Below are 22,475 nucleotides of genomic sequence, written 5' to 3' on the forward strand. Positions count from 1 at the left end.
TCCCGTGAGCCAAGACACCAACGTGCAGGATGCGGCCACCGGCCCGCAGATCACCCTGTATTCCACCGCCATCTGCCCGTATTGCGTGGCGGCCAAGAACTTCCTCAAGAGCAAGGGCCAGACCTGGACCGAGGTGCGGATCGACCTCGACCCGGCCGAGCGCGACAAGATGGTCGCCCTGGCCCGGCGCACCAGCGTGCCGCAGATCTTCGTCGGCGACGTCCATGTGGGCGGCTACGACGACATGATGGCCATGCATCGCGCCGGCAAACTCGAACCGCTGTTCGCCGCCGCAGGCGGTCAGGCATGAGTGGTTCCGACGACGGTAGCGCCGATCGCCTGCGCGAGTTCACGCAATTCCGCCAGCGCATGAACCAGCGCATCCTGGCCGAGCCCAATCAGGTCGTACGGCGTTTTTTCGCGCTGGACACCCAGACCTACCAGGCCGGCGCACTGGACGTGAAGACCAAGGAGTTGCTCGGCCTGGTCGCCTCGATGGTACTGCGCTGCGACGACTGCATCAGCTACCACGTGGCGCAGTGCAAGGAAGCAGGCGTCACCCGTGAAGAGTTCTTCGAAACCTTCTCGGTCGGTCTGGTGGTCGGCGGCTCCATCGTGATCCCGCACCTGCGCCGCGCGGTGGATTTCCTCGATCAGCTCGAAGGCGGCGCACAGCCTCCCGAGCAGCATGCGCATGCCTGATGGACACCCGTAGGCGGCTGATTGGCGAGTGCCGGTCAGGATTCGGGATTGGGAGTGGGGATTCGTAAAAGCAGTTCACGCGCCGCCGTTGAGGCGGCGCGTCCCGTTTTGGCAATGCGCTCGGGGTTGCCAGCCGAGAGGGGCTGGGTTGTCTCCTGGCCGCTTGCCGACCTGGCGGCCTGTCGACGAGGGCGCCTGACTGCCGTTGCGATGGCGATAGCCGTCCGATAGGTGGGATCGCATCCGGATGGGCCTTGGCGGATCTGGCCGCCTAGGTCCCTCGCTCCGCGGCGTCTTGCCGGCAGCGTTTGGCCGGGCGGCCTGGTGCGCACGACCGCCGTCGCGCTGGTGAATCGCCTGCTGCAGCAGCAACGCGCTCGCCCTTGCCGGCGAGCCGCGATGCCTTAGACCAAGGTCGGTTTGGGCGCCGTCACCGGCATCGGGCATAATTGCCGGTGAAACCTCCTTGCGCCGCTTTGCCGGGTTAACGGCTGGCGCTCCCCCCTTCAAGTTCGGAAACCCAACGTTATGACGCAGACAATCACGGTCATCCGCGGCGACGGTATCGGCCCGGAGATCATGGATGCCACGCTGTTCGTGCTCGACGCGCTGCAGGCTGGCCTGACCTACGAGTACGCCGACGCTGGCCTGGTCGCGCTGGAAAAGCACGGCGATCTGCTGCCCGAGTCCACTCTGGCGTCGATCACCAAGAACAAGGTGGCGCTGAAAAGCCCGCTGACCACGCCGGTCGGCGAGGGCTTCAGCTCGATCAACGTGGCCATGCGTCGCAAGTTCGACCTGTACGCCAATGTGCGTCCGGCCAAGTCGTTCCCCAACACCAAGTCGCGTTTCGCCGATGGCGTTGACCTGATCACGGTGCGCGAGAACACCGAAGGCGCTTACCTGAGCGAAGGCCAGGAAGTCTCGGCCGACGGCGAAGTGGCCGTTTCCGGCGCCCGCGTCACCCGCAAGGGCTCCGAGCGCATCGTGCGCTACGCCTTCGACCTGGCGCGCGCCACCGGCCGCAAGAAGGTCACCGCGGTGCACAAGGCCAACATCATCAAGTCGACCTCGGGCCTGTTCCTGAAAGTCGCTCGCGACGTGGCCGCGCAGTATCCGGAAATCGAGTTCCAGGAAATGATCGTCGACAACACCTGCATGCAGCTGGTGATGCGTCCGGAGCAGTTCGACATCATCGTGACCACCAACCTGTTCGGCGACATCATCTCCGACCTGTGTGCGGGTCTGGTTGGTGGCCTGGGCCTGGCCCCGGGCGCCAACATCGGTGTCGATGCGGCGATCTTCGAAGCCGTGCACGGCTCGGCGCCGGACATCGCAGGGCAGGGCAAGGCCAACCCGTGCGCGCTGCTGCTGGGCGCCGCGCAGATGCTGGACCACATCGGCCAGCCGCAGAACGCCGAGCGCCTGCGCGAAGCGATCGTCGCCACCCTGGAAGCCAAGGACGCGCTGACCCCCGACCTGGGCGGCACCGGCAACACCATGGGCTTCGCCAAGGCCATCGCCAGCCGCCTCTGAGCGACATCGCTACAGCAAAAAGACAAAAAGAAAGGGCGCCCAGGCGCCCTTTCTTTTTGCTCGAAACCCAGATGCTCGAGGAACCGCTGTTGCGATTCCCGAATCCCGAATCCCGGCTCAGTTGCGCGACTGCAGCTTCGACAGCAAGCGCAGGAACTCGATGTACAGCCACACCAGCGTCACCATCAGGCCGAACGCGCCGTACCACTCCATGTGCTTGGGCGCGCCCTGTTCGACGCCGCTTTCGATGAAGTCGAAGTCCAGCACCAGGTTCAGCGCGGCCACCACGACCACGAACAGGCTGAAGCCGATCCCGATCAGACCCGAGTCGTGGATGAAGGGAATGCGCACGCCAAAAAAGCCCAGCACGATGGTCGCCAGATACACCAGCGCAATGCCGCCGGTGGCCGCTACCACGCCCAGCTTGAAGTTCTCCGTGGCCTTGATCATGCCGCTGCGGTAGGCGAACAGCAGCGCGAACATGGTGCCGAAGGTCAGCAGCACCGCCTGGAACACGATGCCGTTGAAACGCGCCTCGTAGACCGCCGAGATCGAGCCCAGGAAGAAGCCTTCCACCAGCGCGTACAGCGGTGCGGTGACCGGTGCCCAGGTCGGCTTGAAGCTGGTCGCCAGTGCGAACACCAGCCCGCCGATCGCACCGGCGATCATGTACAGGCGTGCTGCCGGTAGCGGCATGCCGTCGGCACCGATCGATTGCGACCAGGCGAAGGCGGCAGTGAGTACCGCCATCAGCAACAGCAGGCCGGTCTTGTTGACGGTGCCGTTGAGGGTCATCGCCTGACCATCGCGGGTGACCACCGAGCCGGAGCCGAGGTCGAGGAACGTGGATTCCCGAAGGGCCGGGTTACCGCTACGCATAGGTGTTCTCCATGAAGGTGGTGCTCGCCGTATGGGTGAGCGTTGCAGCGAGGATACCGGATCGCCCGATTTACACGGAAATGATTGACAGCGAGGCCAATCGTTCCCAAAATAGCCGACCTTTCCAGCCTTCGGGATGGAAGGGTCCCGCCGGGGTATAGCGCAGTCTGGTAGCGCGCCTGCTTTGGGAGCAGGATGTCGGGGGTTCGAATCCCTCTACCCCGACCATTCCGAGCTCTTGACGGCGTGGGAATGCGAAGTTCGGTCCGGGCGCCCGTAGCTCAACCGGATAGAGCACCGGCCTTCTAAGCCGGCGGTTACAGGTTCGAGTCCTGTCGGGCGCGCCATCGGCGGTACGGTAGGAAGCAGGTTTTCAGTGGTGGCTGTAGCTCAGCTGGTTAGAGTACTGGATTGTGATTCCAGATGTCGGGGGTTCGAGTCCCCTCAGCCACCCCACTGATAGCAAGAAAGTTTGACCCGATGCGTCGCGGGGTGTTGCAACGAAGCAAAAAAGCGCATATCATGCGCGACTCAGTTTCAGGGCCGTTAGCTCAGTTGGTAGAGCAGTTGACTCTTAATCAATAGGTCCAAGGTTCGAATCCTTGACGGCCCACCAATTAAAGCAGCCACTTAGCGCAAGCCAAGTGGCTGTTTTTCTTTGCGTCGGGAAAATTGCCGGGAAAATTGGCGGGGAGGCGTGGATGCTTACTGGGTGGATTGGTTTCGTTGGCGTCCTAGCTGGGGCGATCGTTACAGGTGGAATTGGGTGGTTCACCGAAACTCGGAGAGAAAGGCGGCAGTCTAAGTCCCTTGCAGTTGCGGTCGCTGCTGAGGCTGCCGCCATTGCTGAGATTGTTAGACGTCGTCAATACGTCGATGGATTGGTGGCCCACGCAAGCGCAGCGAAGGCTGGCCGCGTTTTCGGTATGCAGGTGAAGCTTCCAGCGCAAGTTGCAGTCGTCATTAAGGGAGCGCGTGAAAGGGCGGGCACACTGCCGGATCAGCTGCCTGCGCTTGTGCCCAAGCTGGCCATGCTCATAGAAAGCCTTGAAGTTGACATGCAGCGGCTTTTTGAACATCCAGTGGATAGCCCTCAAGCTCTCCTTTCTTCGAATGATGTGCAAGGGGCCATCGATTTTTACGCCGAGACGCTGGCAATCATCTGCTCGGTCCTTTGGTACTGCGATCTGGTGGTGTCAGTGGTCAAACGACTGCATCCGATAGAGGCTGCAGCCTTGGTCGTATGCCGAAGTCAGGTTGAGCGTGATCTCTTTCCTCAAGGTGAGCCCGGTTCTCGGCAGATTGTGATGAACCCCTCAATCATTTAGCGCGCGAAGTTAGGGGGCGGCACAACAGGTAAATCGTGTGCGTAGCGGTTTGTCATTTGTTGCGTGGCGTGCCCAGCAGCTTCTTGCTTGTCCGCACGTGTGCCCACGGTATCGGTGATGCCACGATGCTTCAGACCGTGCAGGCTGAATCGCTGCTCAGCCGTTATCGCGCCATCTTTGATCGCCAGCAGGATCATCCGTTGCCAAGCGCTGTCGAGCGCTGATTTGCTGAGAGGCGTACCTGACTGATTGACCAACAGCCTGCGTCTCTCGGGCTTCACTTGTACAGGGCGGCCATGCGCCTGCATCGCTTTCTGTCGGTACGCCGCAAGCCATGCCCATGCGTTACGGAGATCATCGTTCCATGCGGTGACAGTGTCCCTTGAACCCTTACGGCGGCTGCTTCGAATCCCCTCCTTCTCAGCATGGGCATCCGTTAGGTCTGTGACCTCAATGCCGCGCAAGCGCACGTTATAGGCCAGCAGCATCACGGCGTGGAGGTAAGGCGGCACGCTGCCACGGGTATGTGCCTTGAGGCTGCCGCGCTCGAGCGCGAAGGTCAGCACGGTGGCAAATACATCGGATTCGGGCATGTTGTGCTCGCCGCGCTCCTTCGCCTGGCGGACACCCTTAGCAGGGTTGTTCTCGCATAGGCCCATGCGGATGCCCCAGCCGAGGGTGCGGCGCAGGTAGCGCAAGACATGGTTGGCTTTGCTCGGGCGCGGTTCGATTGCCGGCTGCAGTTTGGTTGCTGGCCGACCTCCCGCTAGGGTCTCGACCAGGCGCTGCATCGCCGGCACGTTGATGCGCGCAATCTGCATCTTGCCGAGCAGCGAACCATCCTTGAGCACATACGAAGTCGCGGTCTGCGCGCACCAGCGGTAATCCCGCTGTGTGTCCTTCGACAGCTCTGCAAATTCCGTGGACTCCTCGAAGCGCTCCGCGAGGTAAGCCAATGTGCCCCGGGCCTCATTGCCGGCGGCGGCTTCAGCAATGCTGTGGAGCTCGGAAAGCCGGATATCAGCATGGGCGACCGTCTTCTTTCGCGGACGGCCCCCTTCGGGATGAGCCTCTAAGAGATACCAGCGGTTGTCTTCCCAATAGATGCCCTTAGGAAGCGCTGCTTGGTCAATATGTGCCGGAATATCCGGGTTGAACTTCCGTTTTCTACCGCGTCCCATCAGATCAGCTCCATGGTGTTTGTCGTTTCTCCCTGAGCGGTATGCAGGCCAAGCGCGGCATTGAGTGCGTCCACGGTTGTCCAAATGCCGCCGCGACCGTCGTACTTGAAGCGAATGCCCTGATCGCTGGCCCAGCGCACTACTGTGGATGCACGGGGAGCAGGACCGATCGGCGCGCAGAGGCGACGCAGATCCTCGAACGTAATCACCGGACTGCTCACGCGCCTTGTCCCCCGATCCACTCCCGCCTGCGCCGCCATTGCTCGCGCATTTCCTCCACGAGCACGTCAGCTGCGACGTAGCCGCGCTGGGCCGCGATGCGGAGCCGTAGCTCTCGCACCTTGGCTGCATCCACGTAGCCCTGCCGAAGCCAGTGGCGCGCCTCGCAAGCCCTGCGAAACCCTTCCATGTTCGCGCCCTCGATCATCGCTGGCGCGCGCCAGTGAAGCGCAGACCGAGCTGCACGACGTTTGGGGCGCAGTGACGTGGCTGGCGTGCTGCGCGGATCCGATGCGCTCGGCGCCATTCGATCATGGCCAGCTCGTAGCTGGGATGCTTCTGCGTGCGCCCACACACGCACTCGATGAAGTGCCCGCCGCCCGCCTCGGGGCGGCGGGCATCGAGCATATGGCGAGCAATGTGGCCGTTCCTGCAGGGCGGCAGAGGATTATCGTGGTCGACCTGACGTTGCGTCACGGTACCTCCCGGCGCAGCACGCGCTCGGCGTCCCGAAGATGCTGCACGGTGTCGGAGTCGATCCGGTCCAGCGCCTGGGCAATGGTGTAGTCCATCTCGGCCAGCCAATCGGCACGATTCAGCACCAGAGCGGCGGTCAGCGCCTCTCCGGTGGACAAGGTGCCAGGCTCTCCCATACGCGCGGCAGCGCGGGCAATTTCGATCGTGCGCTGCAGGTTCATGGCTGCGTCCTCCATGCGGTGCCGAGCTGGGTGCGTGCTTCATCGACACGCATGAGGCGCAAACCCCAGCGAACCGACCAGGTGTGCGCTTGCTGTTCGTCGCAGGTCAGGATCAGCTGCCCGGAAGACTCCAGGCGATCAGCGCGGAACGCGAACAACATATCGTCCAGCTCGATGACCTCCTGCAGACCCAGCTTCTGACACAAAGCCTCGGCGTTGAGTGATTTGGCGCTGCCCTGCGGGCCGAGGAGGATGACGGAATCAGCCATGAGCAGCCTCCCGCCGCACGGCCATGCGCGTGCGGCGATGTAGCCGCTGCGGCACCTGTCCGACAGCCAGGCCGGTCTGAGTGCGGCGCGGACGGCGCGAGGTCCACAGCTTGTAGACCAGGGCACCACCGGCCGCCGGCGCCAGGATCATTGCCAAAGCCAGCAGCTCACCCATGGGCCACCTCCCGTTCGGCCTGCGCCATCGCAGCGGCCGCAGCCGCGGTGGGCCTGCGCGGCAGCATGTTGGCCAGATCGAAGGGGAAGTCCAGGCCGTCCATGAACTCGGCCAGTTCCGTACTGATGCGGTCTTCCGCCGTCGTCCACAGGCGGGGGCCGTCGATGAGTTTCCAGCCAGTGCCGGTGCCGCGACGCCGTTCCCAGGACTGACGCACCTGGCGAAGCGGTCCCATGTTCAGAGTGGCGGTGACTACCACCGCACCATGCGTGACGTGCATGGTGATGGTCGCCGAGCAGTCACCCATGCCGCGATCGTAGGCGACGACGGCCGGCGTGCTAGCCTCCGCTCCAGGTCCGGTGCTCAAAACCAACGGACGTGCTGCCGTGGCTGGACGTGTTCCAGTGTGCTGTTGCATATCGACTCTCCTGAGTTGCGTTGGTGGAGGGCCTTGGGGCGGTGTTACAGCACCGCCCGCCGGCCCGCTGTTGCGGGGTTAGATCAGGTCAGCGCCGGATGGCGGGATGCTGGGGTCAGGCTCACGCAGACGCTGCGCGCCGTTGAGCACATCAAGTAATTCGTGGCGGATGTACTCGGCCACTGCTGCCGGTCCGTCGTGATTGATGCCTGCCTCGATCGCGACATCATTGGTCAGCGCCGCGAGCAATGCGGCCGCGTGGTACGCGCGCCAGAGGCGGTATTGCTCCTCTTCGTTGATCGAGAAATCGGCGTCCGCCGGCAGCTGTAAGTTCGGGTGAGCAGCGTCCATCAAGCCACCTCCAATGTGGGCATGCGATCGATTACCCATTCCTGCAGCGCGGCGGCCTCGGCTTCCGGCATCACAACGTGCAACGAGCCAATGGCCAGGCCAGTGCCGTTATCGACCAGGAACAACTCGGAAGCCTTTTTGATCGCGCTGCAGGCGAACATGACTGGCGCGCGATCATGCAAGCCATCGGCATACAGCTCGGCTAGCACGTCGGTCGCCCGGATCTGCAGGAGCAGGTAGACGCCGGGAGCGAGGCGCAGCGCTTTATGCAAGTCGCGGCGGCTCACTGGCGCACCTCTGCCAGGTCGGCATTGGTGGTGGAAATGGCGGCCTCGACATCGGCCAGCGTCAGTGCTTCGGGCGCCTTGCCCATGGCCTGTAGCTTCGCCTGCAGGGCGAGCCAGGCGGTGTGGTTCCAATCGAGGGTGTTGGCGATCAGGCCGAAGTAATGGGCGATCTGACGCGCGGCATTGGCCGGCGCTTCTTGAGCGTCGTATGTCATGGTGCAGGCTCCGTTGTAGTTGGAGTCCGCCACGACGCTGTCAAACGAGGTGGCGGACGGTGCGCGGTTGACAGACCGGTCAACGGAACCGGCAGGCCCGAAGGCCTCCGCACACCGCCCGCCATAGAACTGGCTGGCAAACGCCCGCGACTGCACAGCGAGCGAAAAAAAAGCGCCGTGCATCGGTCGATGGGCGCTGGTGCGCCGTTGATTCAGGCTGTCAAACCCGGTCGCCGATTGTGCGGCGACGGAGTAATGGTTGCTCCGCTCCTGGGCGGATGTCAACGAAAATTTCTCAAAATCTCTCACACGTGCGAGCGCGCTCATTTTTGGAACACCCAGCACTTCACAGTGGTGCCGACGCCGGTCAGATCGTCCTTGAGGACGGCACTGTTGACGGCTACGTTCGCGCCGATGAACTTGTGCCGGCGGGAGTCCCCGAGCAGCGCACGCAGCACCTTGAGATCAGGCACGGACTGGCTGAACTGCGAAGCACGCGCAGCGAAGTGATTGAGGTTGATTGCAATGCGCTGCGCGTCGCGGCTGTGGTTGACCACGGCTTTGCCGTGGCCGGTGGCTTCGAGGTATTCGTAGGCTTCCCAGAACTCGTTGACCATTGCGTGGTCCGCGCTGATCGCCTTCTGCCTTTCCAGGGCCATGTCCAACAACGCGAGCCGCGTCTGCTCGACCATGTCGTCAGGCAGAGCGACGACCAGGCGCAGACAGTCGAACAGCGCCAGCATCTGCGCGTGGTTCTTGATGACACGCTCAAGGCGCAGATCCTGCTGCGCGCGCAGCTTGGCCTCGAAGACCTTCACACGCTCGGCGAACAGATCGAGGATGGCACGCTCCTGGCGGATGGCGCGCACAAGGAAATGGCTGACTTCTTCGACCTGCAGCGCGTTGAGGTTGTCGGCCGCGATGCGGCTTTCGGTGGTGACCTGCGGCCGTTTGAAGTGCAGCTTCACGATGCGCGTGAGGATCGCCTCGCTGGCGTCCACCGCGGCGTTCTGGGTGATCACGATCGTGCCGCGAAACGGCGGCTCGTAAGTCTCGTTGCCGCCGTTGCGCACGCCACGGGTTGCCAGGGTGCCGCCGCCGAAGAAGTCCTTCAGTTCATCCCACTCGAACGTCTTGGAGTGCGCTTTGTCAGGCTCGCTGCGGTCGGCCTCCAGCAGGACGACGGGCATGCCGGACACCTGGCCCATGGCGCGCGCACGGCCGGCCTTGGACGACTTGGCCGGGTCGAAGCCCTCGTAGTCCGAGCGGCCCAGCAGCTTCCATAGGAACGTCAGCAACGTGGTCTTGCCGGCGCCGGCCTCACCGGTGGCTTCCAGGAACGGAAAGCTCTTGTGCCCGGCGCGGATCTGCTCGGCGAACAACGAGCCAAACCAGAACGTCATGGCGACCATGCCGTGCGTGCCGAAGCATTGCCACAGCCAAGGCAGCCAGTCCACACGGAACGCCTCGGCGTCGCGTTGAATCTCCAACCGGATGGACTTCTGCGTGGTCTTCAAGCGCAGCTTGTCGAACTCGAAGTAGTCCTCTTCGTTGGCCGTCACCAGCTCGCCGTCGCGCACGGCCATATCGCCGAGCAGATAGGCGCGGTGTTCCTTGCTGTAGCCCACGAAGTCGATGGCGTCGACCTTCTTGATGGCCTCGGTCTGCTCCTCGATCAGGCGGTCCAACTGGTGGCCGGTACCGGTGAACATCGCGCCGGCCGCCAGAGAGATCAGGCGCTTTTTGAATTCGGACGCGCTGGAGACATGGCCACCGGTAAAGGTGCCCTTTACGCTGGGCTCGTCGTGCGGGAAATCGACGCGGAAGTAGTACCAGCTCTCATCCGTGACCTCCTGCCGCTGGAAATACAGTGCCTCCGGGTAGCAGTTGGCGATCTTCTGCACGGAACAGGCGGCGCGCTTGATCTTCCTCAGATCCTCGGCAGCAACCTCGTCGCCGTCGTCGGCATCGATGTCGCCCAGCTTCTCCTTGCGCAGCTTGTCGAAGCGTTGCGTGTCGAAATCGAACCAGTACAGGCGGGAGCGATATTCCAGCCAGAAGTCGTTGCGTCCGTCGTGCTCAAACATCAACAGGCCTTTGTCCACCGCCGTGCGGGCCACGAGCAGGTCACCCTGGTAGCGGGCTTCCTTGACGTCGTTGTCCCATTGCTTGGAATCGTCGGACGCGATCGCGCGCAGATGCAGGTCGTTCCAGTCGGTCTTCTTGCCGTCGCGCTGCACGATCTGCGCGGCCCGCGAGCCGAAGCCCAGCGCCGCTGCGCGCTTGATGTGCTTGTGCGTGTAGGCACGGGCACCTGGCTCGTTGTCCAGTGCCCACACGAGCGTCGGAAGATCGGCCATGCGTGCCTTGGCCAGCTCGCGCAGCGATTCTTCCGGAAATGCGTTGGAGGACATGGCCGACACTGCACACACGCCGTGCTGCAGGAGCGCGATCGCATCGAAGATGCCCTCGACGATCCACACCTCGCGCGCCGTCTGCATGGCTGTCAGCGATGCAGGCGCCGCCCACCACACCCCTGCATAGCTCTGGCCTGGCGCAAAGCGCGCCTTCTGCTTGCCGAAGCGATGCGGACGATCGATCAGGCGCTCCCACCAGCCGCCCTTGCCCAGCGCAAAGCGCACAGTCGCAGTGCCCGCGCTGATCTTGCGATCGTAGTGGCTGTCCTGGGTGTAGAGGCCCTTCAGTGGCGCCAGGTCAAAGCCACGTGAGAACTGCAGGTATGCATCGGCCGCAGCGTTGGGAGCCGCAGCCGTTGGCTGGAAGCGCTTGGACCAGTCGTCGAACAGGTCGTCGTACAGATCCTTGACGTGCAGCTCGCGCCCGCACTTGGATTGGCGGCCGCACTTCACCACCCAAGGCTTGAGATGGTTGGTGTAAAGCTCTTTCTTGCCGCACGACGGGCACTTGCCGCCGCGCATGTACTCGGTACCACTACGGTGCTTGAGTCCGTAATCCCGTTCTAGCCGGGACAGCACCTGTTGCCGCAGATCCTCTTGCATGTGCGTCCTTACGCGCCTGGCCGGCGCTGAAGCGCTGGCATGGCCGGAGTGCCGTCGAGCACGATGTAGGCACCGCCTGCCAGGCGGTGTGCTTCGATAGCAGCAGTTAGGGCTTGGGCCTCGGCGTGCTTGGCGCACGGACGGACACGCTGCGGCGCGTGCGCAGCGGTGTCGACAAAGCGCGGCTCCTGCGCGCTATACCAGCCACAGGGCGCCCTCACGCGTTCGCCCCGGTGCGCGGCGTGTTCGCGTGGAACAGCACCATGGCGGAGTCGGTCAGTGCCACGCGGCGCTCCTCGATGCAATCAGCAGTGAGCAAGTCGTGTTGCATGAGCTGTGCAATGACAACGGCGCCGAAGCGCTCCTGCGTATCGGCAGGCGCATCGCCACCGATGTAGCCATTCTCGGTCTGCAGCAGGCCGCCGTGCAGCAGCGCAACCTGCAGGCAAAGCTTCGCCGTGGGCGGCAGTGCCGCCCAGTCAAGGGTGTTTCGCATAGGGGTGCCTCAGATGAGTGGGAAGACCGGCTCCCCGCCGGTGGTGATCAGATCGAGCTGACGGTCGCCGAGCGTCTCGCGGTAGGCCTGGAGGGCCAGGGCGCGTTCAAACGCGGGTGTGGGCGGCAATTCACTGTGTGCGGTCGGGACGCCGCTTGGACTGGCGATACCGGTGAGCTCTGAGTGGCCGGTGTAGGTCGCTCCACACATCGGGTTCTCGCAAACATAGGAGTCGTGCCGCAGGTACTTGTGCGCCAGCGAACTGGTGCGCTTGATCAGCCTGCTGCTGCAGGCCTCGCAACTGAAAACAACCTTCTTCCGACCGAACATGCTCACCCCCTTGAGCTCTTGGCGGTTGGGATTTGTGTGGCACTATTAGGTGGTTCCTTGAGACCCAATGCGACTGCCGCTTTATGCGACTCGCCGTATTTGCCTTGGGAACGGCCACGGAGCAGGTCATGCACGATCGACCGATCCACGCCGTTCTGTCTGGCGAATGCCGAGACCGTGATGCCATTTGCTTCGAGCCACTGCCGCGCCTGTTCTGGGCTGCGGGGCGTGAACTGCTGCATTTGACTCTTCCGGGGCATGTGGCGGTTCCGTCTACTTTTGGGAATTTTGTGGACTTAACTCAACATTGTCAAGTAAGGAAATGCCTGTAATGACCGTAGGGAAACGCCTGAAGGAAGAGCGCAAGCGACTTGGCCTGACGCAGGACGAGATGGCTGTGCAACTCGGCCTCACGCGCTACGCGCAACTGAACTTCGAGAAAGACATCAATCTGCCTGGCGGAGCTTATCTACTGGCCGCGCTAGACCGTGGCGTTGATGTCATGTACGTGCTGTCTGGACATCGGGCGCAGTTGGATCCCGCCGACAGGCTTTTGCTATCTGCGTTCAAAGACGCGTCACCGGCTGCACGCAACGCTGTGCTTGCTGCATTGGGTTTTTCGGCCGATGCCTCGTCTTCCAAGGCTAGCCCCGGCCCTGTCTTATCGTTCAACAACAACGAAATCGGCTCCGTGATTTCTACCAACGCACCGATCGATCAGAGCAACATGCAGATTACTGTTGGCGGACGTAAAAAAAAGAAGTCCTGATCAACTTAAACATAGGACAGCTGGTCCTCGCAAAAGAGTGCGTTATCGGCAGCGGCCGGCAGACGTTTAGATGCTGAGAACCGCAAGGCAGAGTAGGTATGAAAAAAGCCGCCGGTGTTTGGCCGGCAGCTCTAAGGGTATCGGCGCATTGCTCCGTGCGATCGAGTGGCAACCATCCTGGCGGCACGAGATGACCTGACATCCGTGACTAGAATTGCTTAGGGAATCGCTAGTGACTATAGGAGAACTGCCAACTGACTAGTAGGAAATTAACTAGTTCTTGTAAAGTTTTGCGTTGTTGATGAAGTGACATCTAAAAATTAGTGAAATCACGCGCCCACGAAATTTCTTTTTCCGACGGCGAGTATTGATATGCTTCGCGATTCTCTAAGTTTATCTCAACTCTTGACCAATAGCGCGGTCTATTTATTATGTCGAGAAAAAGCAATTCGCAAGTTACATAAGCCATCCAGACGGCAGATGAAATAAAGTGGAGGTTCAATTTGAGCTGTTCGTTGGACTCCGAGTATTCTCGAATTGGTGTTAATTGTTTATGGAGATTCCCTATGTGGCTAAATTCATCGCTATAGAAGCCGTACATATGCCCAAATGGAGGGAATACTACCTTTGCGCTCTTTATCGCATTCGATGACTTGAAATTATCAGCTTTGTAAGACGGCAGGTCATTTTGATTTTGCACCAGATGCAAAATGACCGCCAAGGATTCAAAGCTAGATCTAAGAATTATTCCGGGTTGTAGCACAAATCCGCCCCTAAGCAATAGGGTCGCCGCACAAATAGTATTGAGTGCATTAAAAAGGAGCTCGCCGCAGGCAGTCCGCAATTCATCTTCCTCACGCCCCGCCTGAATAAGCCCCGTCATTAAGAGGGCGGAACACTTAGCGAACTGCTCACTTATCTTGAGCAAGGCATCTTCATGAATTTTATCAAACGAGAGGCCAATCCGTGTTGCATCTCGCGTTATTTGATTTACAAGTACAGTATTTTTTATCTCGGTGACCCTGCCATTAGCTGGGTCAACTACGATCGCGCATACATCGGATTTTTCTGAATTCATTGGTGTCAATCCTTGAGGTAGCCTACTGCACTCATTTCTTTTTTCAACTCTTCTTTCCACCGCCCTGCTGCATCCAATTGAACGTACACAACACCACTAATATCGTTGGGTGTTTCCAGCTCGCCCTTAACGACGGCTGCCACTCTTGATCGACTTAGCTTTCCAATAAGATAGCCATGTTCGAACACTACGTTCTGGCGTGCGCGAAATGAAGAGGCCAACGCACCTACCTTGGCCCCCACGTCGCATGGTGTATATAAGACTATGCCAAATCCGACATTTGAATAATGCTCGATCTTCTCAATAATTGTGCGGCCCGAGCTAGCTTGCATGTGCAATATGATAGGTTCCAGTTTCAAGCTCGAAATAAAATCTGACATCTCAAGTTTGGCTAATTCATCATGCCCATGAACTATGAATACTTGCTTCTTGTTGAACTCGCCTGGCGGGCTGGGTATTTTCGGCGGGTATGTTGATTCGCTGCTTATAAAGCTCTGTGAAGCTTGTATATGGTTCTGTGTTATATAGCCTTTGCGCAGTAAAATATCTAGAATTGGCTCATCTTTAACGGCCCAGTGCGTTCTTGAGAGCTCCCATCTTCCCAAGTCGATTTCTGACCTGATATTTTCGATAGCACCCCTCGGTAACGCTGGAATACTGGGGTCAAATTCAAAGCGAATCAGCACGGTAGACTGACGCAATCTAATTTCTGTTATCTTTCCAATTCTCGATTCTTCAGCTTCGTTCTCGATAACGAATAGCGTAACGAACCCTTTCAGCTCTTGAATCATTTCAGGGCTTAGATTTCTATAGCGCTCGCTAATTTCATCAGCGGTGTATTCAGTGGCAACGCGATTCCTGTCTAGTTCGCAGAAATTGTCCGTCAAGATGTCTGGATTGGAGGAGATTACCAAGTTAAACATGTCCATCCTTGTCGTTATATTGCGATTGCGTGGCGGCCTAAATCAATATCGGCTAGATGCCACCATAACCAAATTAATGTACTGAATGCACTAGCTGAGTACGCTTTCCAGTACTACAGAGCTCTTAAACCCACTAACGTCGATTGTGTGCGCTGCTTTTGCAACTAACCATGTTTGGGCATCTATTTCAGGTTTGAAGCCGACTACAGCAATGATTTGCTCCGGAAATATCTCAGCACGTCCGATCGCCAGCGTGTAGTCAAACTTCGCCAAGCCGCGTTTCACCCGCTCCAGCTCCGCATGCGCATGCTGGCGCGCCGTTGCTTCATCTGCATACGACTCGCGCAGGCGCTTGGCGTTATCGTCTGTGCCCACCAGCACCGACTGCCGCCGCGCTTTGCCTTTGTCCACCCAGTACGCACGCACGCCGGTGTAGGCATCGCGGTCGGCAACGGAGTAGCGGTGTTGGTCGCCATCGCGACGCGTCAGGGTGACGGTAGGCAGTGGCTTGCCGGTCGCTGTAGTGCCGGCGCCGATCGGCGCAAACACCAACGCACCTCCCTTCACCGTTGCCACCGCATCGAAGCGCTGCCCCAGGCGGGTGAGCAAATTCATGTCGCTCTCGTTGGCCTGGTCAAGATGGGGCAGCTTGGTGCGTGCCAGCGCCTCGGCGACGCGCGGTGTCAGTCCATGCTCGCCGGCAAGCGTGTTGAGCACCGCGCCGAGCGTGGTGTTGTGCCAGCTGCGTTCGCGCCGCGTGCGCATGTCGGCAGTGAGGTCTGCGCTACGCGCGCGCACAGTGATGATGTCCGGCGCACCGCTGTATTCCACTTCGTCCACGATGAACCTGCCTTTGTCGACCAGGCCGGTGTCTTTCCAGCCCAAGGCTACGGCCAAGCGCACGCCGCGTTTGGGCAGCGCCATCTTGCCGTCGTGATCGTGGATGCGCAGATCCAGTTGGTCGGCTTCGCCGCCTCGGCATTCGGTGAGGGTGAGGTCGAGCAGGCGCGGAGCGATGCGCTCGGTGAGGTCGCTGCCATCGAGCACCACGCGCCATTGCGGAATGGGGTATCTCATGCGGCGGTCGCCTCGGGCGCAATGTCGTCGGTGCGGCGCAGGCTCAGTTGAAACTCGACACGGCGTGGCGTGCCATCCGGGAAGAACAGCGAGGCCGTCTCGTTGACCGCCAGCAGCACATACGGCCCATACACCCAGCCGGTGCCATCAACCAGCGGCAACGGCTCGCCGGCGGCTGCGAGTCTGCGCAGCGTGGTCAGAGACCCACGCGAGCCGGTCAGGTCCGGTGCGATCAAGCCTGATAGCTCGATGGTTTCATCGCCTGGGCCCAGGAACTGGCTGGCCGCTCGCGCGCCGACGCGATCGCTGGTGGCGTGGCGCCAACTCATCTGCCGCTGCAGCTGCAGATAGGCGGCGCTATCGAGGGCAAACACAAACGTGCCGTAGGACATCATCATCGGGGTGGATCCTCAGTCGTCGCGCAGACTGGAGCGGCGGGTCGCCGCCGTGCGCCGGTCGCGCTCTTCAAGTTGGCGGGCGACTTCGCGCGCCAGGGCGGTCGCATCCATACCGGGTGCGGCATGGACGTGGATGACGTAGCTGTTGCCGCCTGCAGGCGCGCTGGCGGCACGCACAGGGGCCGACAACGGCGCACGGCTGTCGATCGCCGCCACGGGCGCTGTGGCCGTCGCCAGGGCCAGGCCGGCGCCCACCGCCCGCATCCGGTTGCCGAGCGCCGTGACGGCCTGCACAGGCTCGCCCTGGCCGCGTTGTAGGCCCACGGTGAGGCCCTGCATGGTGAAGTCGCCCAACTGGGCAAACACGCGCGAGGGGCTGTGGATGCCCAGCAGGCCCTTGAAGCGATCGACCACACCGGTGCCGACGCTGGCGATCGCATCGCCGGCCGCGCCGAGCTTGGAGCGGATGCCCTGGATCAGGCCGCTGATCATGTCGGCGCCGGCCTGCAGCATCCGCGCCGGCCAATTGGCCAGCTGCAGGTTGATGCCCGCCCACAGCTGCAGCAGACCCTGGCGGATGCGATCGCCGTTGCCGGTGAACACCCCCACGATCAGCGACCAGGTGCCCTGGACGGTCTGCCACACGCCGCCAAGCACCTGCTTGATCACCGGCAGCACGAACACAAACGCCTGCACCAGCCAGCCGATCGCCTTGACCGCCAGCTGCAGCTGGGTGACCAGCACCGCGCCCAGGATCTGCCCGAACCCGCGACCGGCCTGCGTTGCACCGTTCAACTGCGCGGTGGTGGCCTCGAATGGCGTCAGCAGCTGCTTGACCCACGCCCAGGCCTGGCCCATTGCAGCGGCCACGGTGTCCCACACCGGCGCCAGCGGCGCGAGTGCGGCCTGCAGCTCGGCCAGCACCGGCGCGGCGACATCGACGATGCCTTGCCACACACCAATGGCGAAGGCCTTGATCGGCCCCCAGTACTTCCACACCAGCAGCGCCACCGCAGCGACAGCCGCGCCGATCGCCAGCACCGGCAGGCTGACGCCGCCCAGCAGCGGCAGCAGCAGGCGCGCGCCATTGGCGAGCATGGGCAGCACGCGGCCGCCGAACGCCAGCCCCTGCCGCAGCAGCGCACCAAAGCCGCCACCACCCGACAGCAGCGCCACGGCGCCATGGATTTGCGAGAACGCCATCGCCGCCACGCCGCCGGCCACCAGCAGGCCACCCAGGATCGTGACCAGCGCGGCGGTGGCGATCGCCGTCTTTGCGATCGCACCCACCAGCACTGGATTGGCGCGGATCCACGTCGTGACCTGGCCGACCACCGCAGCCGTGCGCTCGGTCAGTTCCTTGAACTGCGGCAGCAGCGCCTGGCCGATTGACTGCGACACCACTACGGCGGTGTTCTTCAGCAGCTGCAGCGAGTTGGCCGAGGTGGCCACCCGCGAGGCGTACTCGGCCGACATCGAGCCGCCATAGCGCTGCGCATCGGCGACCTTGGCGAAGTTGCCCTGCAGCAGCTCCAGATTGGTCAGCAGCGGTGCGATCGCGCCGATCGACTCGCGCCCGAACAGCTGCGTCATGGTCGCGGCCTGCTCAGCCTTGGGCAGTGCGCGCAGCTTCTGCAGCACCGACATGATCGCCCCGCCTGCATCCTTCTGCATGACCTGGGCCATGGTCGTGGCCTTGATACCTAGCTTGTCGAAGGCCTCGCGCTGGCTCTTGGTGGCCGACTCGCCCGAGGCCAGGGTGAGCAGCATGTTCTTGATGCCGGTGGCCGAGACTTCCGACTCGATGCCCATGCCGGCGACGGTGGCGCCCAGCGCTGCCAGTGGCCCGCTCTGCAGGCCGGCGACCTCGCCCAGGGCACCAATGCGGTTCACCACTGCACTGATCTTGTTGACGCTGGCAGGGCCGGTGTTGCCGAGATAGTTGATCTTGTCGGCCAGCACGACGACTTCCGCCTGGCCCATCCGGAAGGCGGTGCGCCAGGTGGCCATGGTCTGGCCGGCTTCCTCAGCGCTGCTGTCGAAGGCCACACCCATCTTGGCCGCGTCCTCGGCGAAGCGAACCAGCTCCTGGCGCGGGATGGCGGCCTGGCCGGCGGCCGCGACAATCTTGGCAATGTCCGTCGGCAGCATCGGCAGGCGCATGGAGAGGTTCTCGACATCGCGGCCCATCTGCAGGAACTGCTGCGGCGTCTTGAAGTCCACGACCTTGCGCACGTCGGCCATGGCCGACTCAAACTCCATCGCATCGCTGATCGGCAGCACCGAGACGCCCAGTGCGCGCTGGCCGGCGAACGCCATGCCGGCACCGTAGGCGCTCGCCTGCAGGCCAGCGCTCTGGATGCGGGCGCTGCGACGCTGTGCGGCATCGATCGCCGCCAGGCGCTGTTGCTGGGCGCGCATGGCGGTGTTGGTGCTCTCGATCTCGCCGCGCAAACGGCGCTCATGCGTGACCAGCTCGCGGGTGCTGATTCCGGCCGTCTCCAGACGACCACGCAGTCGCTGCAGGCCGGCCTCCTGCGCGCCGTGGGCTGCCTTGAGTTCGCGTGCGGTGCGAACGGCTCGCTCGAACTCGGCATTCATTGCCGCCGTAGGCGTGCCGGCCGCGTTCATCTGTTGGGCAAGCGTGCGCACCGATTGTCGCTGCGCGTCGAGCGCGGCCTTGGCGCGCTGCGCCATCGCGACCTGCTCGCGGTAGGCGCCGATATCGCGGTGTTGGCTGTTGAGCTGACGCAGCGCGTCGCGCTGGTTGCGCAGTGCGGTGGCAACGCCGCGGCTACCGCTCAACACGCGACGGAACGGGCCAGTGGCGCGGTCGACGGCCGCCAGGATGACCTGCAGGCGCAGATTGTCGGAGGCCGCCATTTAGGCGGCCTCGTTCGTGGGGTGGGGCATCATTCGGCTCCGCTTCGTAGGCGGGCACGCTCGCGCCACGCCGTGAGTTCGTGCAGCGACCAGCCGTCCATTTCAGACGGCGGCCAGTGGAAGATGGCCGCGATGTCGGCCATCGCATCCTCTACGCAGTCGGGAAATCCGCTTCCCTCTGTGCCTTCGGCAAGAAAAAAACCTGCACCTCCTGGCCTACCGCCAGCAGGTCGGCCGGATCCATCGCATTGACGTCGGCGGTGGTCAGCGTGGGCGAGGAAATGCGCGGCAGCAGTGTTGCCAGCGCGGTGACATCCAGCTGCAGCACGTCGGTCAGCTTGAGGCCGCGCAGTTCGCCGGCGCCGGGCTTGCGCACCTTGAGGTCGGTGATGGTCTGCTCGCCGCGCACGATCGGTTGGTCGAGGGAAATGGCTGGGGAAAAGGTCGGGGTCATCGGGAGGTCTCAGGGTGGAGGCCTGGCGGCGCCAGGCCGGGAGGGTCAGGCGCCGATGGCGCGGCGATGCGGGGCGAGCAAATCCACGCCGTTGACGATCTCGATCATGTTCATCAGATCGATCTCGATCACGGGTGCGCCGTTGATGCTGAGCTTGTAGTAGCTGGCCGAGGTCTTGACCGAAAACTCGGTGTCATCGCCGGCCTTGCCGGTACCGGGATCAATCTCCTTGTGACGGCCGCGCACGACCACTTCCACTGCATCCACATCGCCGCTGTCATCGCGCTGATAGGAGCCGGCAAAGCGCAGCTGCACGGCGTTGTGCGTGGTGGCGCCGTACTGATTCAGCACGCTGCGCATTAGGCCGCCGCACTTCCATTCGAGATCGATCTTCTCCTGGCCGAAGTCGATGTCGACCGGTCCATTCATGCCGCCGCCACGGTACTCCTCCATCTTGCGGGACAGCGTGGGCAGCTTCACTTCGACCACCTGGCCGAGATAGCTTTCGCCGTCGTTGAACAGGTTGAGCGCTTTGAGTTTCTTGGGCAAAGCCATGGGGTTCTCCGGGAATCTAAGGCGGGTGCGTTACGCGTTGACGCGCTCGGCGAAATCCGCCAGGTAGCTGGTGGTGATCTTCTGGTACAGCTGCAGGTTCTCCAACGGCGGTACCGGCGTGTAGTCGTAGTCAATACGCAGCGCGCCATCGGCGAGCGTGGTGGCGCTATTGACCGTGCCGTCGTACCAGGCGTTGGCATCGATCAAATAGCCGGACGACTTCAGGTCGCGGAACTTGGCATTGATCGTTTCGATCAAGTCTTTGACCAGCGACGGATGCATCGGCTTGTCGACGTAGAACGCCACGCCCTCGGCGATGGTGTCGGCCAGGATCTGCGCAGTACGCGTGGCCGTCTCGAACGCGAACATCGCGTCTTCTGCACACGTGCGTGACCCCCAGAAGCGTTGCCCGTTGAAGGTCACCAGCGTGGTGATGTCGCCCTCGTTGAGGACGCCGGCGTCGGTGGTCGGGTCCTGCAGATCCCAGTGCACATCCTTGGAGATGCCGGTAACGCCAGATACGGGCACGTTGGATAGGCTCTTGTGCCAGCCCTGGTCGGTGTCGATCTTGGCGCGTAGCCCAAGCGCACGCGCAGTGGCATACGCGGCCGTCGTAGTGCTGGTGGCGGTGTCGAAGGCCAGGAAGTCCGGCCAGATCAGCATCAGCTCGCGGTCACTGAACTGCCCACGGTAGGTGACCGCCTCGGCGACGGTCTCGGCCACGGGGCGCACATAGGCCATGGCGCGCAGCTTCTTGGCGATGGTGGTCAGCGCCTTGGCGACTGGCAGCGTGTCCAGGCCAGGCGCGCCCAGGATGCGCGGGCGCACGCCCAGCTGTGCCTGCGCGGCGAGCAAGGCATACAGGCCGGTGTAGCCGCTGGACTTGGCCTCGCCAATGACGTTGCTGGTGGTCTTGGCCGCATCTGCGTCCTCGGCCACGCGCACGACGATGGTCACCGGGTTGGTCTGGTCGGCGATGCCCTGCAGCGTGGCGCGCAAGGTGCCCTGGGTGCCGGCGCTGGCGACCGCACCCAACACATCCGTGATCAGCACCGCCTTGTTGAGTGGAAATACTTTCTCGTCCGCATCGGAGGCCGTGGCGACCAGGCCGACGACAGCAGTGGAGACGGTGCGGATGGTGCGCGTGCCCGCGCTGACTTCGATGACGCGGACGCCGTGGTGGTAGGCAGTGGACATAGATTCCTCGATCAGGACGAGCGGAAGCGGAGCGGGATGGTCATGCGCGAGCGCGCATTGGCGGGGGCAACGTCGGTGCGTTCGCCTTCGATCGTCAGCACAAAGCTGCCAGGCGCATCACCGACGACCAGGTCGACGCGGGTCAGGCGCAAGCGTGGCTCCCAGCGCATCAACGCAGTGGCGGTCGCGCCATAGAGCAGCGTGCGGGTGGCGCCGTTGAACGGCTGGTCGATCAGCTCGGGCAGCAGCGAGCCGAAGTCGCGGCGCTGCTCGCGCGTGCCGATGGGCGTGGTGAGGATGCAGGCGATCGACTGGGCGAGGTGCTGTTCGCCCTGAATCACGCGACCCGTGGTGGCATCGACGCCGATCACTGGGGGCCGCCACTGAGCGCACTGCCGGCTGTGACGCCGGTGGTTTTGTGGTGTTTGAGGCTGATCCCGCCTGCCACGACATCGGTGGTCGCAGTCGCGGTACCGGCGATCGTGATGTCGCCGTTGAGCGTCGTCTCGCCGTTGACGGTTAGCGGACCGTTGAGCGTGATGCCGCCATCGGCGGTGATAGTCGCTGTGCCGCCGCTGGGTAGTGTGGCCTGCAGCGCATGCGCCTCGGTGTCGTAGTGGATCTGCGCGCCATCGGCAAAGCGCAGCACGTGCAGCGTGTCGGATGCGGCAGGCGCTGCGAATTGGTCGGAGTACAGGCCGCGAAGCACCAGGCCGTCGGCCAGGTCGCCGGCCGGCGACAGCACTACCACTTGTTCGCCAACCGCTGGCGCCGACCAGATGATCGTGGTGCCGGCCAGCGTGACAACCCAAGGCAGATAGTCGGTCAGCATCTCGCCGACCTGCACGCGGCACCGCGCGGTGGTGAGATTCACCTCGGCAACGGTGCCGAGACGAATGGCGTTGCTCAGTGCGGAAGATGCGTTGCCCATGCAGTCATGGTCGGTGACCGTGAGGAGCAAGTCACAACAGGTATCTTGTAAACCTAAGGGTTACCCGGAGCGTGAGACAAATTGTCGGGCGGGAGTTCAGAGGTGA

The 22,475-nt window shown here is 62.5% G+C and carries 32 protein-coding genes and 4 tRNA genes; 9 read left to right on the forward strand and 27 right to left on the reverse strand.

Translation table 11 applies throughout. The features are described 5' to 3' along the window. Positions 1–4: 4 nt before the first annotated feature. From grxC to FHY18_RS06505, 3 genes are all read left to right on the forward strand, one after another. On the forward strand, positions 5–310 hold the full coding sequence (grxC, locus tag FHY18_RS06495) for a glutaredoxin 3 (RefSeq protein ID WP_259152870.1): 306 nt from the start codon (positions 5–7) through the stop codon (positions 308–310). Continuing rightward, the gene (locus FHY18_RS06500; protein WP_259152871.1) at positions 307–702 is read left to right on the forward strand and encodes a carboxymuconolactone decarboxylase family protein; all 396 of its coding nucleotides are present in this window, start codon (positions 307–309) and stop codon (positions 700–702) included. The genes grxC and FHY18_RS06500 overlap by 4 nt, the downstream gene beginning before the upstream one ends. A gap of 528 nt (positions 703–1,230) precedes the next feature. Continuing rightward, positions 1,231–2,238, forward strand: a complete 1,008-nt coding sequence (locus tag FHY18_RS06505) for an isocitrate dehydrogenase (RefSeq protein WP_259152873.1) — start codon at positions 1,231–1,233, stop codon at positions 2,236–2,238. 117 nt (positions 2,239–2,355) lie between these two features. On the opposite strand, the gene FHY18_RS06510 is transcribed toward FHY18_RS06505, so the two are convergent. After that, positions 2,356–3,117, reverse strand: a complete 762-nt coding sequence (locus FHY18_RS06510) for a Bax inhibitor-1/YccA family protein (RefSeq protein WP_259152874.1) — start codon at positions 3,115–3,117, stop codon at positions 2,356–2,358. Between the two features lie 151 nt (positions 3,118–3,268). On the opposite strand from FHY18_RS06510, the gene FHY18_RS06515 reads away from it, so the two are divergent. The 5 genes from FHY18_RS06515 to FHY18_RS06535 all read left to right on the forward strand — a co-directional run bounded on the left by FHY18_RS06515 (position 3,269) and on the right by FHY18_RS06535 (position 4,445). Beyond that, positions 3,269–3,345: transfer RNA gene (locus tag FHY18_RS06515), tRNA-Pro, on the forward strand. Between the two features lie 42 nt (positions 3,346–3,387). Then, positions 3,388–3,464, forward strand: a tRNA-Arg gene (locus FHY18_RS06520). A 32-nt stretch (positions 3,465–3,496) separates the two neighbouring features. Next, positions 3,497–3,573, forward strand: a tRNA-His gene (locus FHY18_RS06525). Positions 3,574–3,657: 84 nt separating this feature from the next. Further along, a tRNA-Lys gene (locus FHY18_RS06530) sits at positions 3,658–3,733 on the forward strand. Continuing rightward, on the forward strand, positions 3,720–4,445 hold the full coding sequence (locus tag FHY18_RS06535; protein ID WP_259152875.1) for a hypothetical protein: 726 nt from the start codon (positions 3,720–3,722) through the stop codon (positions 4,443–4,445). The genes FHY18_RS06530 and FHY18_RS06535 overlap by 14 nt, the downstream gene beginning before the upstream one ends. On the opposite strand, the gene FHY18_RS06540 is transcribed toward FHY18_RS06535, so the two are convergent. The 15 genes from FHY18_RS06540 to FHY18_RS06610 form a co-directional block, all read right to left on the reverse strand. After that, complete coding sequence (locus FHY18_RS06540) at positions 4,442–5,626, reverse strand: integrase (protein WP_259152876.1); 1,185 nt, start codon at positions 5,624–5,626, stop codon at positions 4,442–4,444. The genes FHY18_RS06535 and FHY18_RS06540 overlap by 4 nt on opposite strands. Beyond that, entirely contained in the window at positions 5,626–5,847 is a 222-nt protein-coding gene (locus FHY18_RS06545) for a hypothetical protein (protein WP_259152878.1), read from the reverse strand. Before FHY18_RS06545 ends, FHY18_RS06540 begins: the two co-directional genes overlap by 1 nt. Continuing rightward, on the reverse strand, positions 5,844–6,053 hold the full coding sequence (locus FHY18_RS06550; protein ID WP_259152879.1) for a hypothetical protein: 210 nt from the start codon (positions 6,051–6,053) through the stop codon (positions 5,844–5,846). Before FHY18_RS06550 ends, FHY18_RS06545 begins: the two co-directional genes overlap by 4 nt. After that, entirely contained in the window at positions 6,050–6,322 is a 273-nt protein-coding gene (locus FHY18_RS06555; protein ID WP_259152880.1) for a hypothetical protein, read from the reverse strand. The genes FHY18_RS06550 and FHY18_RS06555 overlap by 4 nt, the downstream gene beginning before the upstream one ends. Beyond that, positions 6,319–6,543 (reverse strand): hypothetical protein, encoded by a 225-nt coding sequence (locus FHY18_RS06560; RefSeq protein ID WP_259152881.1) that lies wholly within the window; start codon positions 6,541–6,543, stop codon positions 6,319–6,321. The genes FHY18_RS06555 and FHY18_RS06560 overlap by 4 nt, the downstream gene beginning before the upstream one ends. Then, on the reverse strand, positions 6,540–6,812 hold the full coding sequence (locus FHY18_RS06565) for a hypothetical protein (RefSeq protein ID WP_259152882.1): 273 nt from the start codon (positions 6,810–6,812) through the stop codon (positions 6,540–6,542). Before FHY18_RS06565 ends, FHY18_RS06560 begins: the two co-directional genes overlap by 4 nt. Continuing rightward, positions 6,805–6,987 (reverse strand): hypothetical protein, encoded by a 183-nt coding sequence (locus FHY18_RS06570; RefSeq protein WP_259152883.1) that lies wholly within the window; start codon positions 6,985–6,987, stop codon positions 6,805–6,807. Before FHY18_RS06570 ends, FHY18_RS06565 begins: the two co-directional genes overlap by 8 nt. After that, on the reverse strand, positions 6,980–7,405 hold the full coding sequence (locus FHY18_RS06575; RefSeq protein WP_259152884.1) for a hypothetical protein: 426 nt from the start codon (positions 7,403–7,405) through the stop codon (positions 6,980–6,982). The genes FHY18_RS06570 and FHY18_RS06575 overlap by 8 nt, the downstream gene beginning before the upstream one ends. 78 nt (positions 7,406–7,483) lie before the next feature. Further along, complete coding sequence (locus tag FHY18_RS06580) at positions 7,484–7,756, reverse strand: hypothetical protein (RefSeq protein WP_212580280.1); 273 nt, start codon at positions 7,754–7,756, stop codon at positions 7,484–7,486. Then, the gene (locus FHY18_RS06585) at positions 7,756–8,043 is read right to left on the reverse strand and encodes a hypothetical protein (protein ID WP_259152887.1); all 288 of its coding nucleotides are present in this window, start codon (positions 8,041–8,043) and stop codon (positions 7,756–7,758) included. The genes FHY18_RS06580 and FHY18_RS06585 overlap by 1 nt, the downstream gene beginning before the upstream one ends. Next, a complete protein-coding gene (locus FHY18_RS06590; RefSeq protein WP_259153949.1) occupies positions 8,040–8,258 on the reverse strand; it encodes a hypothetical protein in 219 nt (72 codons plus the stop codon). Before FHY18_RS06590 ends, FHY18_RS06585 begins: the two co-directional genes overlap by 4 nt. A 323-nt stretch (positions 8,259–8,581) precedes the next feature. After that, a complete protein-coding gene (locus tag FHY18_RS06595) occupies positions 8,582–11,278 on the reverse strand; it encodes a toprim domain-containing protein (RefSeq protein ID WP_259152889.1) in 2,697 nt (898 codons plus the stop codon). Between the two features lie 217 nt (positions 11,279–11,495). Next, the gene (locus FHY18_RS06600) at positions 11,496–11,774 is read right to left on the reverse strand and encodes a hypothetical protein (protein ID WP_259152890.1); all 279 of its coding nucleotides are present in this window, start codon (positions 11,772–11,774) and stop codon (positions 11,496–11,498) included. 9 nt (positions 11,775–11,783) lie between these two features. Continuing rightward, on the reverse strand, positions 11,784–12,104 hold the full coding sequence (locus tag FHY18_RS06605; RefSeq protein ID WP_229018864.1) for an ogr/Delta-like zinc finger family protein: 321 nt from the start codon (positions 12,102–12,104) through the stop codon (positions 11,784–11,786). A gap of 2 nt (positions 12,105–12,106) precedes the next feature. Further along, complete coding sequence (locus FHY18_RS06610; protein ID WP_259152891.1) at positions 12,107–12,346, reverse strand: DNA-binding protein; 240 nt, start codon at positions 12,344–12,346, stop codon at positions 12,107–12,109. 89 nt (positions 12,347–12,435) lie between these two features. Between FHY18_RS06610 and FHY18_RS06615 the strand changes: the two genes are divergently transcribed. Beyond that, positions 12,436–12,873 (forward strand): helix-turn-helix domain-containing protein, encoded by a 438-nt coding sequence (locus FHY18_RS06615; RefSeq protein WP_259152892.1) that lies wholly within the window; start codon positions 12,436–12,438, stop codon positions 12,871–12,873. A 313-nt stretch (positions 12,874–13,186) separates the two neighbouring features. Here FHY18_RS06615 and FHY18_RS06620 read toward each other — a convergent pair whose 3' ends face one another. The 11 genes from FHY18_RS06620 to FHY18_RS06670 all read right to left on the reverse strand — a co-directional run bounded on the left by FHY18_RS06620 (position 13,187) and on the right by FHY18_RS06670 (position 22,369). Then, positions 13,187–13,951 carry a hypothetical protein gene (locus tag FHY18_RS06620; protein WP_259152893.1) on the reverse strand — a complete coding sequence of 255 codons (765 nt, stop codon included), beginning with the start codon at positions 13,949–13,951 and terminating at the stop codon, positions 13,187–13,189. Positions 13,952–13,956: 5 nt separating this feature from the next. Then, positions 13,957–14,874, reverse strand: a complete 918-nt coding sequence (locus FHY18_RS06625; RefSeq protein ID WP_259152894.1) for a nucleotide-binding protein — start codon at positions 14,872–14,874, stop codon at positions 13,957–13,959. A 90-nt stretch (positions 14,875–14,964) separates the two neighbouring features. Then, on the reverse strand, positions 14,965–15,951 hold the full coding sequence (locus FHY18_RS06630) for a phage late control D family protein (protein ID WP_259152895.1): 987 nt from the start codon (positions 15,949–15,951) through the stop codon (positions 14,965–14,967). Next, positions 15,948–16,349 (reverse strand): phage tail protein, encoded by a 402-nt coding sequence (locus FHY18_RS06635; protein ID WP_180315912.1) that lies wholly within the window; start codon positions 16,347–16,349, stop codon positions 15,948–15,950. The genes FHY18_RS06630 and FHY18_RS06635 overlap by 4 nt, the downstream gene beginning before the upstream one ends. Positions 16,350–16,361: 12 nt before the next feature. Next, positions 16,362–19,232, reverse strand: coding sequence for a phage tail tape measure protein (locus FHY18_RS06640; protein ID WP_259152897.1), 2,871 nt, complete (start codon positions 19,230–19,232; stop codon positions 16,362–16,364). A gap of 29 nt (positions 19,233–19,261) precedes the next feature. Then, entirely contained in the window at positions 19,262–19,375 is a 114-nt protein-coding gene (locus FHY18_RS06645; RefSeq protein ID WP_005922203.1) for a GpE family phage tail protein, read from the reverse strand. 8 nt (positions 19,376–19,383) lie between these two features. Further along, entirely contained in the window at positions 19,384–19,686 is a 303-nt protein-coding gene (locus tag FHY18_RS06650; protein ID WP_259152920.1) for a phage tail assembly protein, read from the reverse strand. A gap of 45 nt (positions 19,687–19,731) precedes the next feature. Beyond that, positions 19,732–20,241 carry a phage major tail tube protein gene (locus FHY18_RS06655; RefSeq protein WP_259152921.1) on the reverse strand — a complete coding sequence of 170 codons (510 nt, stop codon included), beginning with the start codon at positions 20,239–20,241 and terminating at the stop codon, positions 19,732–19,734. A 30-nt stretch (positions 20,242–20,271) separates the two neighbouring features. Next, a complete protein-coding gene (locus FHY18_RS06660; RefSeq protein ID WP_259152923.1) occupies positions 20,272–21,438 on the reverse strand; it encodes a phage tail sheath protein in 1,167 nt (388 codons plus the stop codon). A gap of 11 nt (positions 21,439–21,449) precedes the next feature. Next, a complete protein-coding gene (locus tag FHY18_RS06665) occupies positions 21,450–21,809 on the reverse strand; it encodes a GPW/gp25 family protein (protein WP_259152924.1) in 360 nt (119 codons plus the stop codon). Continuing rightward, positions 21,806–22,369, reverse strand: coding sequence for a phage baseplate assembly protein V (locus tag FHY18_RS06670; RefSeq protein WP_259152925.1), 564 nt, complete (start codon positions 22,367–22,369; stop codon positions 21,806–21,808). The genes FHY18_RS06665 and FHY18_RS06670 overlap by 4 nt, the downstream gene beginning before the upstream one ends. Positions 22,370–22,475: the final 106 nt, after the last annotated feature.

This window comes from Xanthomonas sp. 3793 (assembly GCF_024806835.1).
Taxonomy (GTDB): domain Bacteria; phylum Pseudomonadota; class Gammaproteobacteria; order Xanthomonadales; family Xanthomonadaceae; genus Xanthomonas; species Xanthomonas arboricola_F.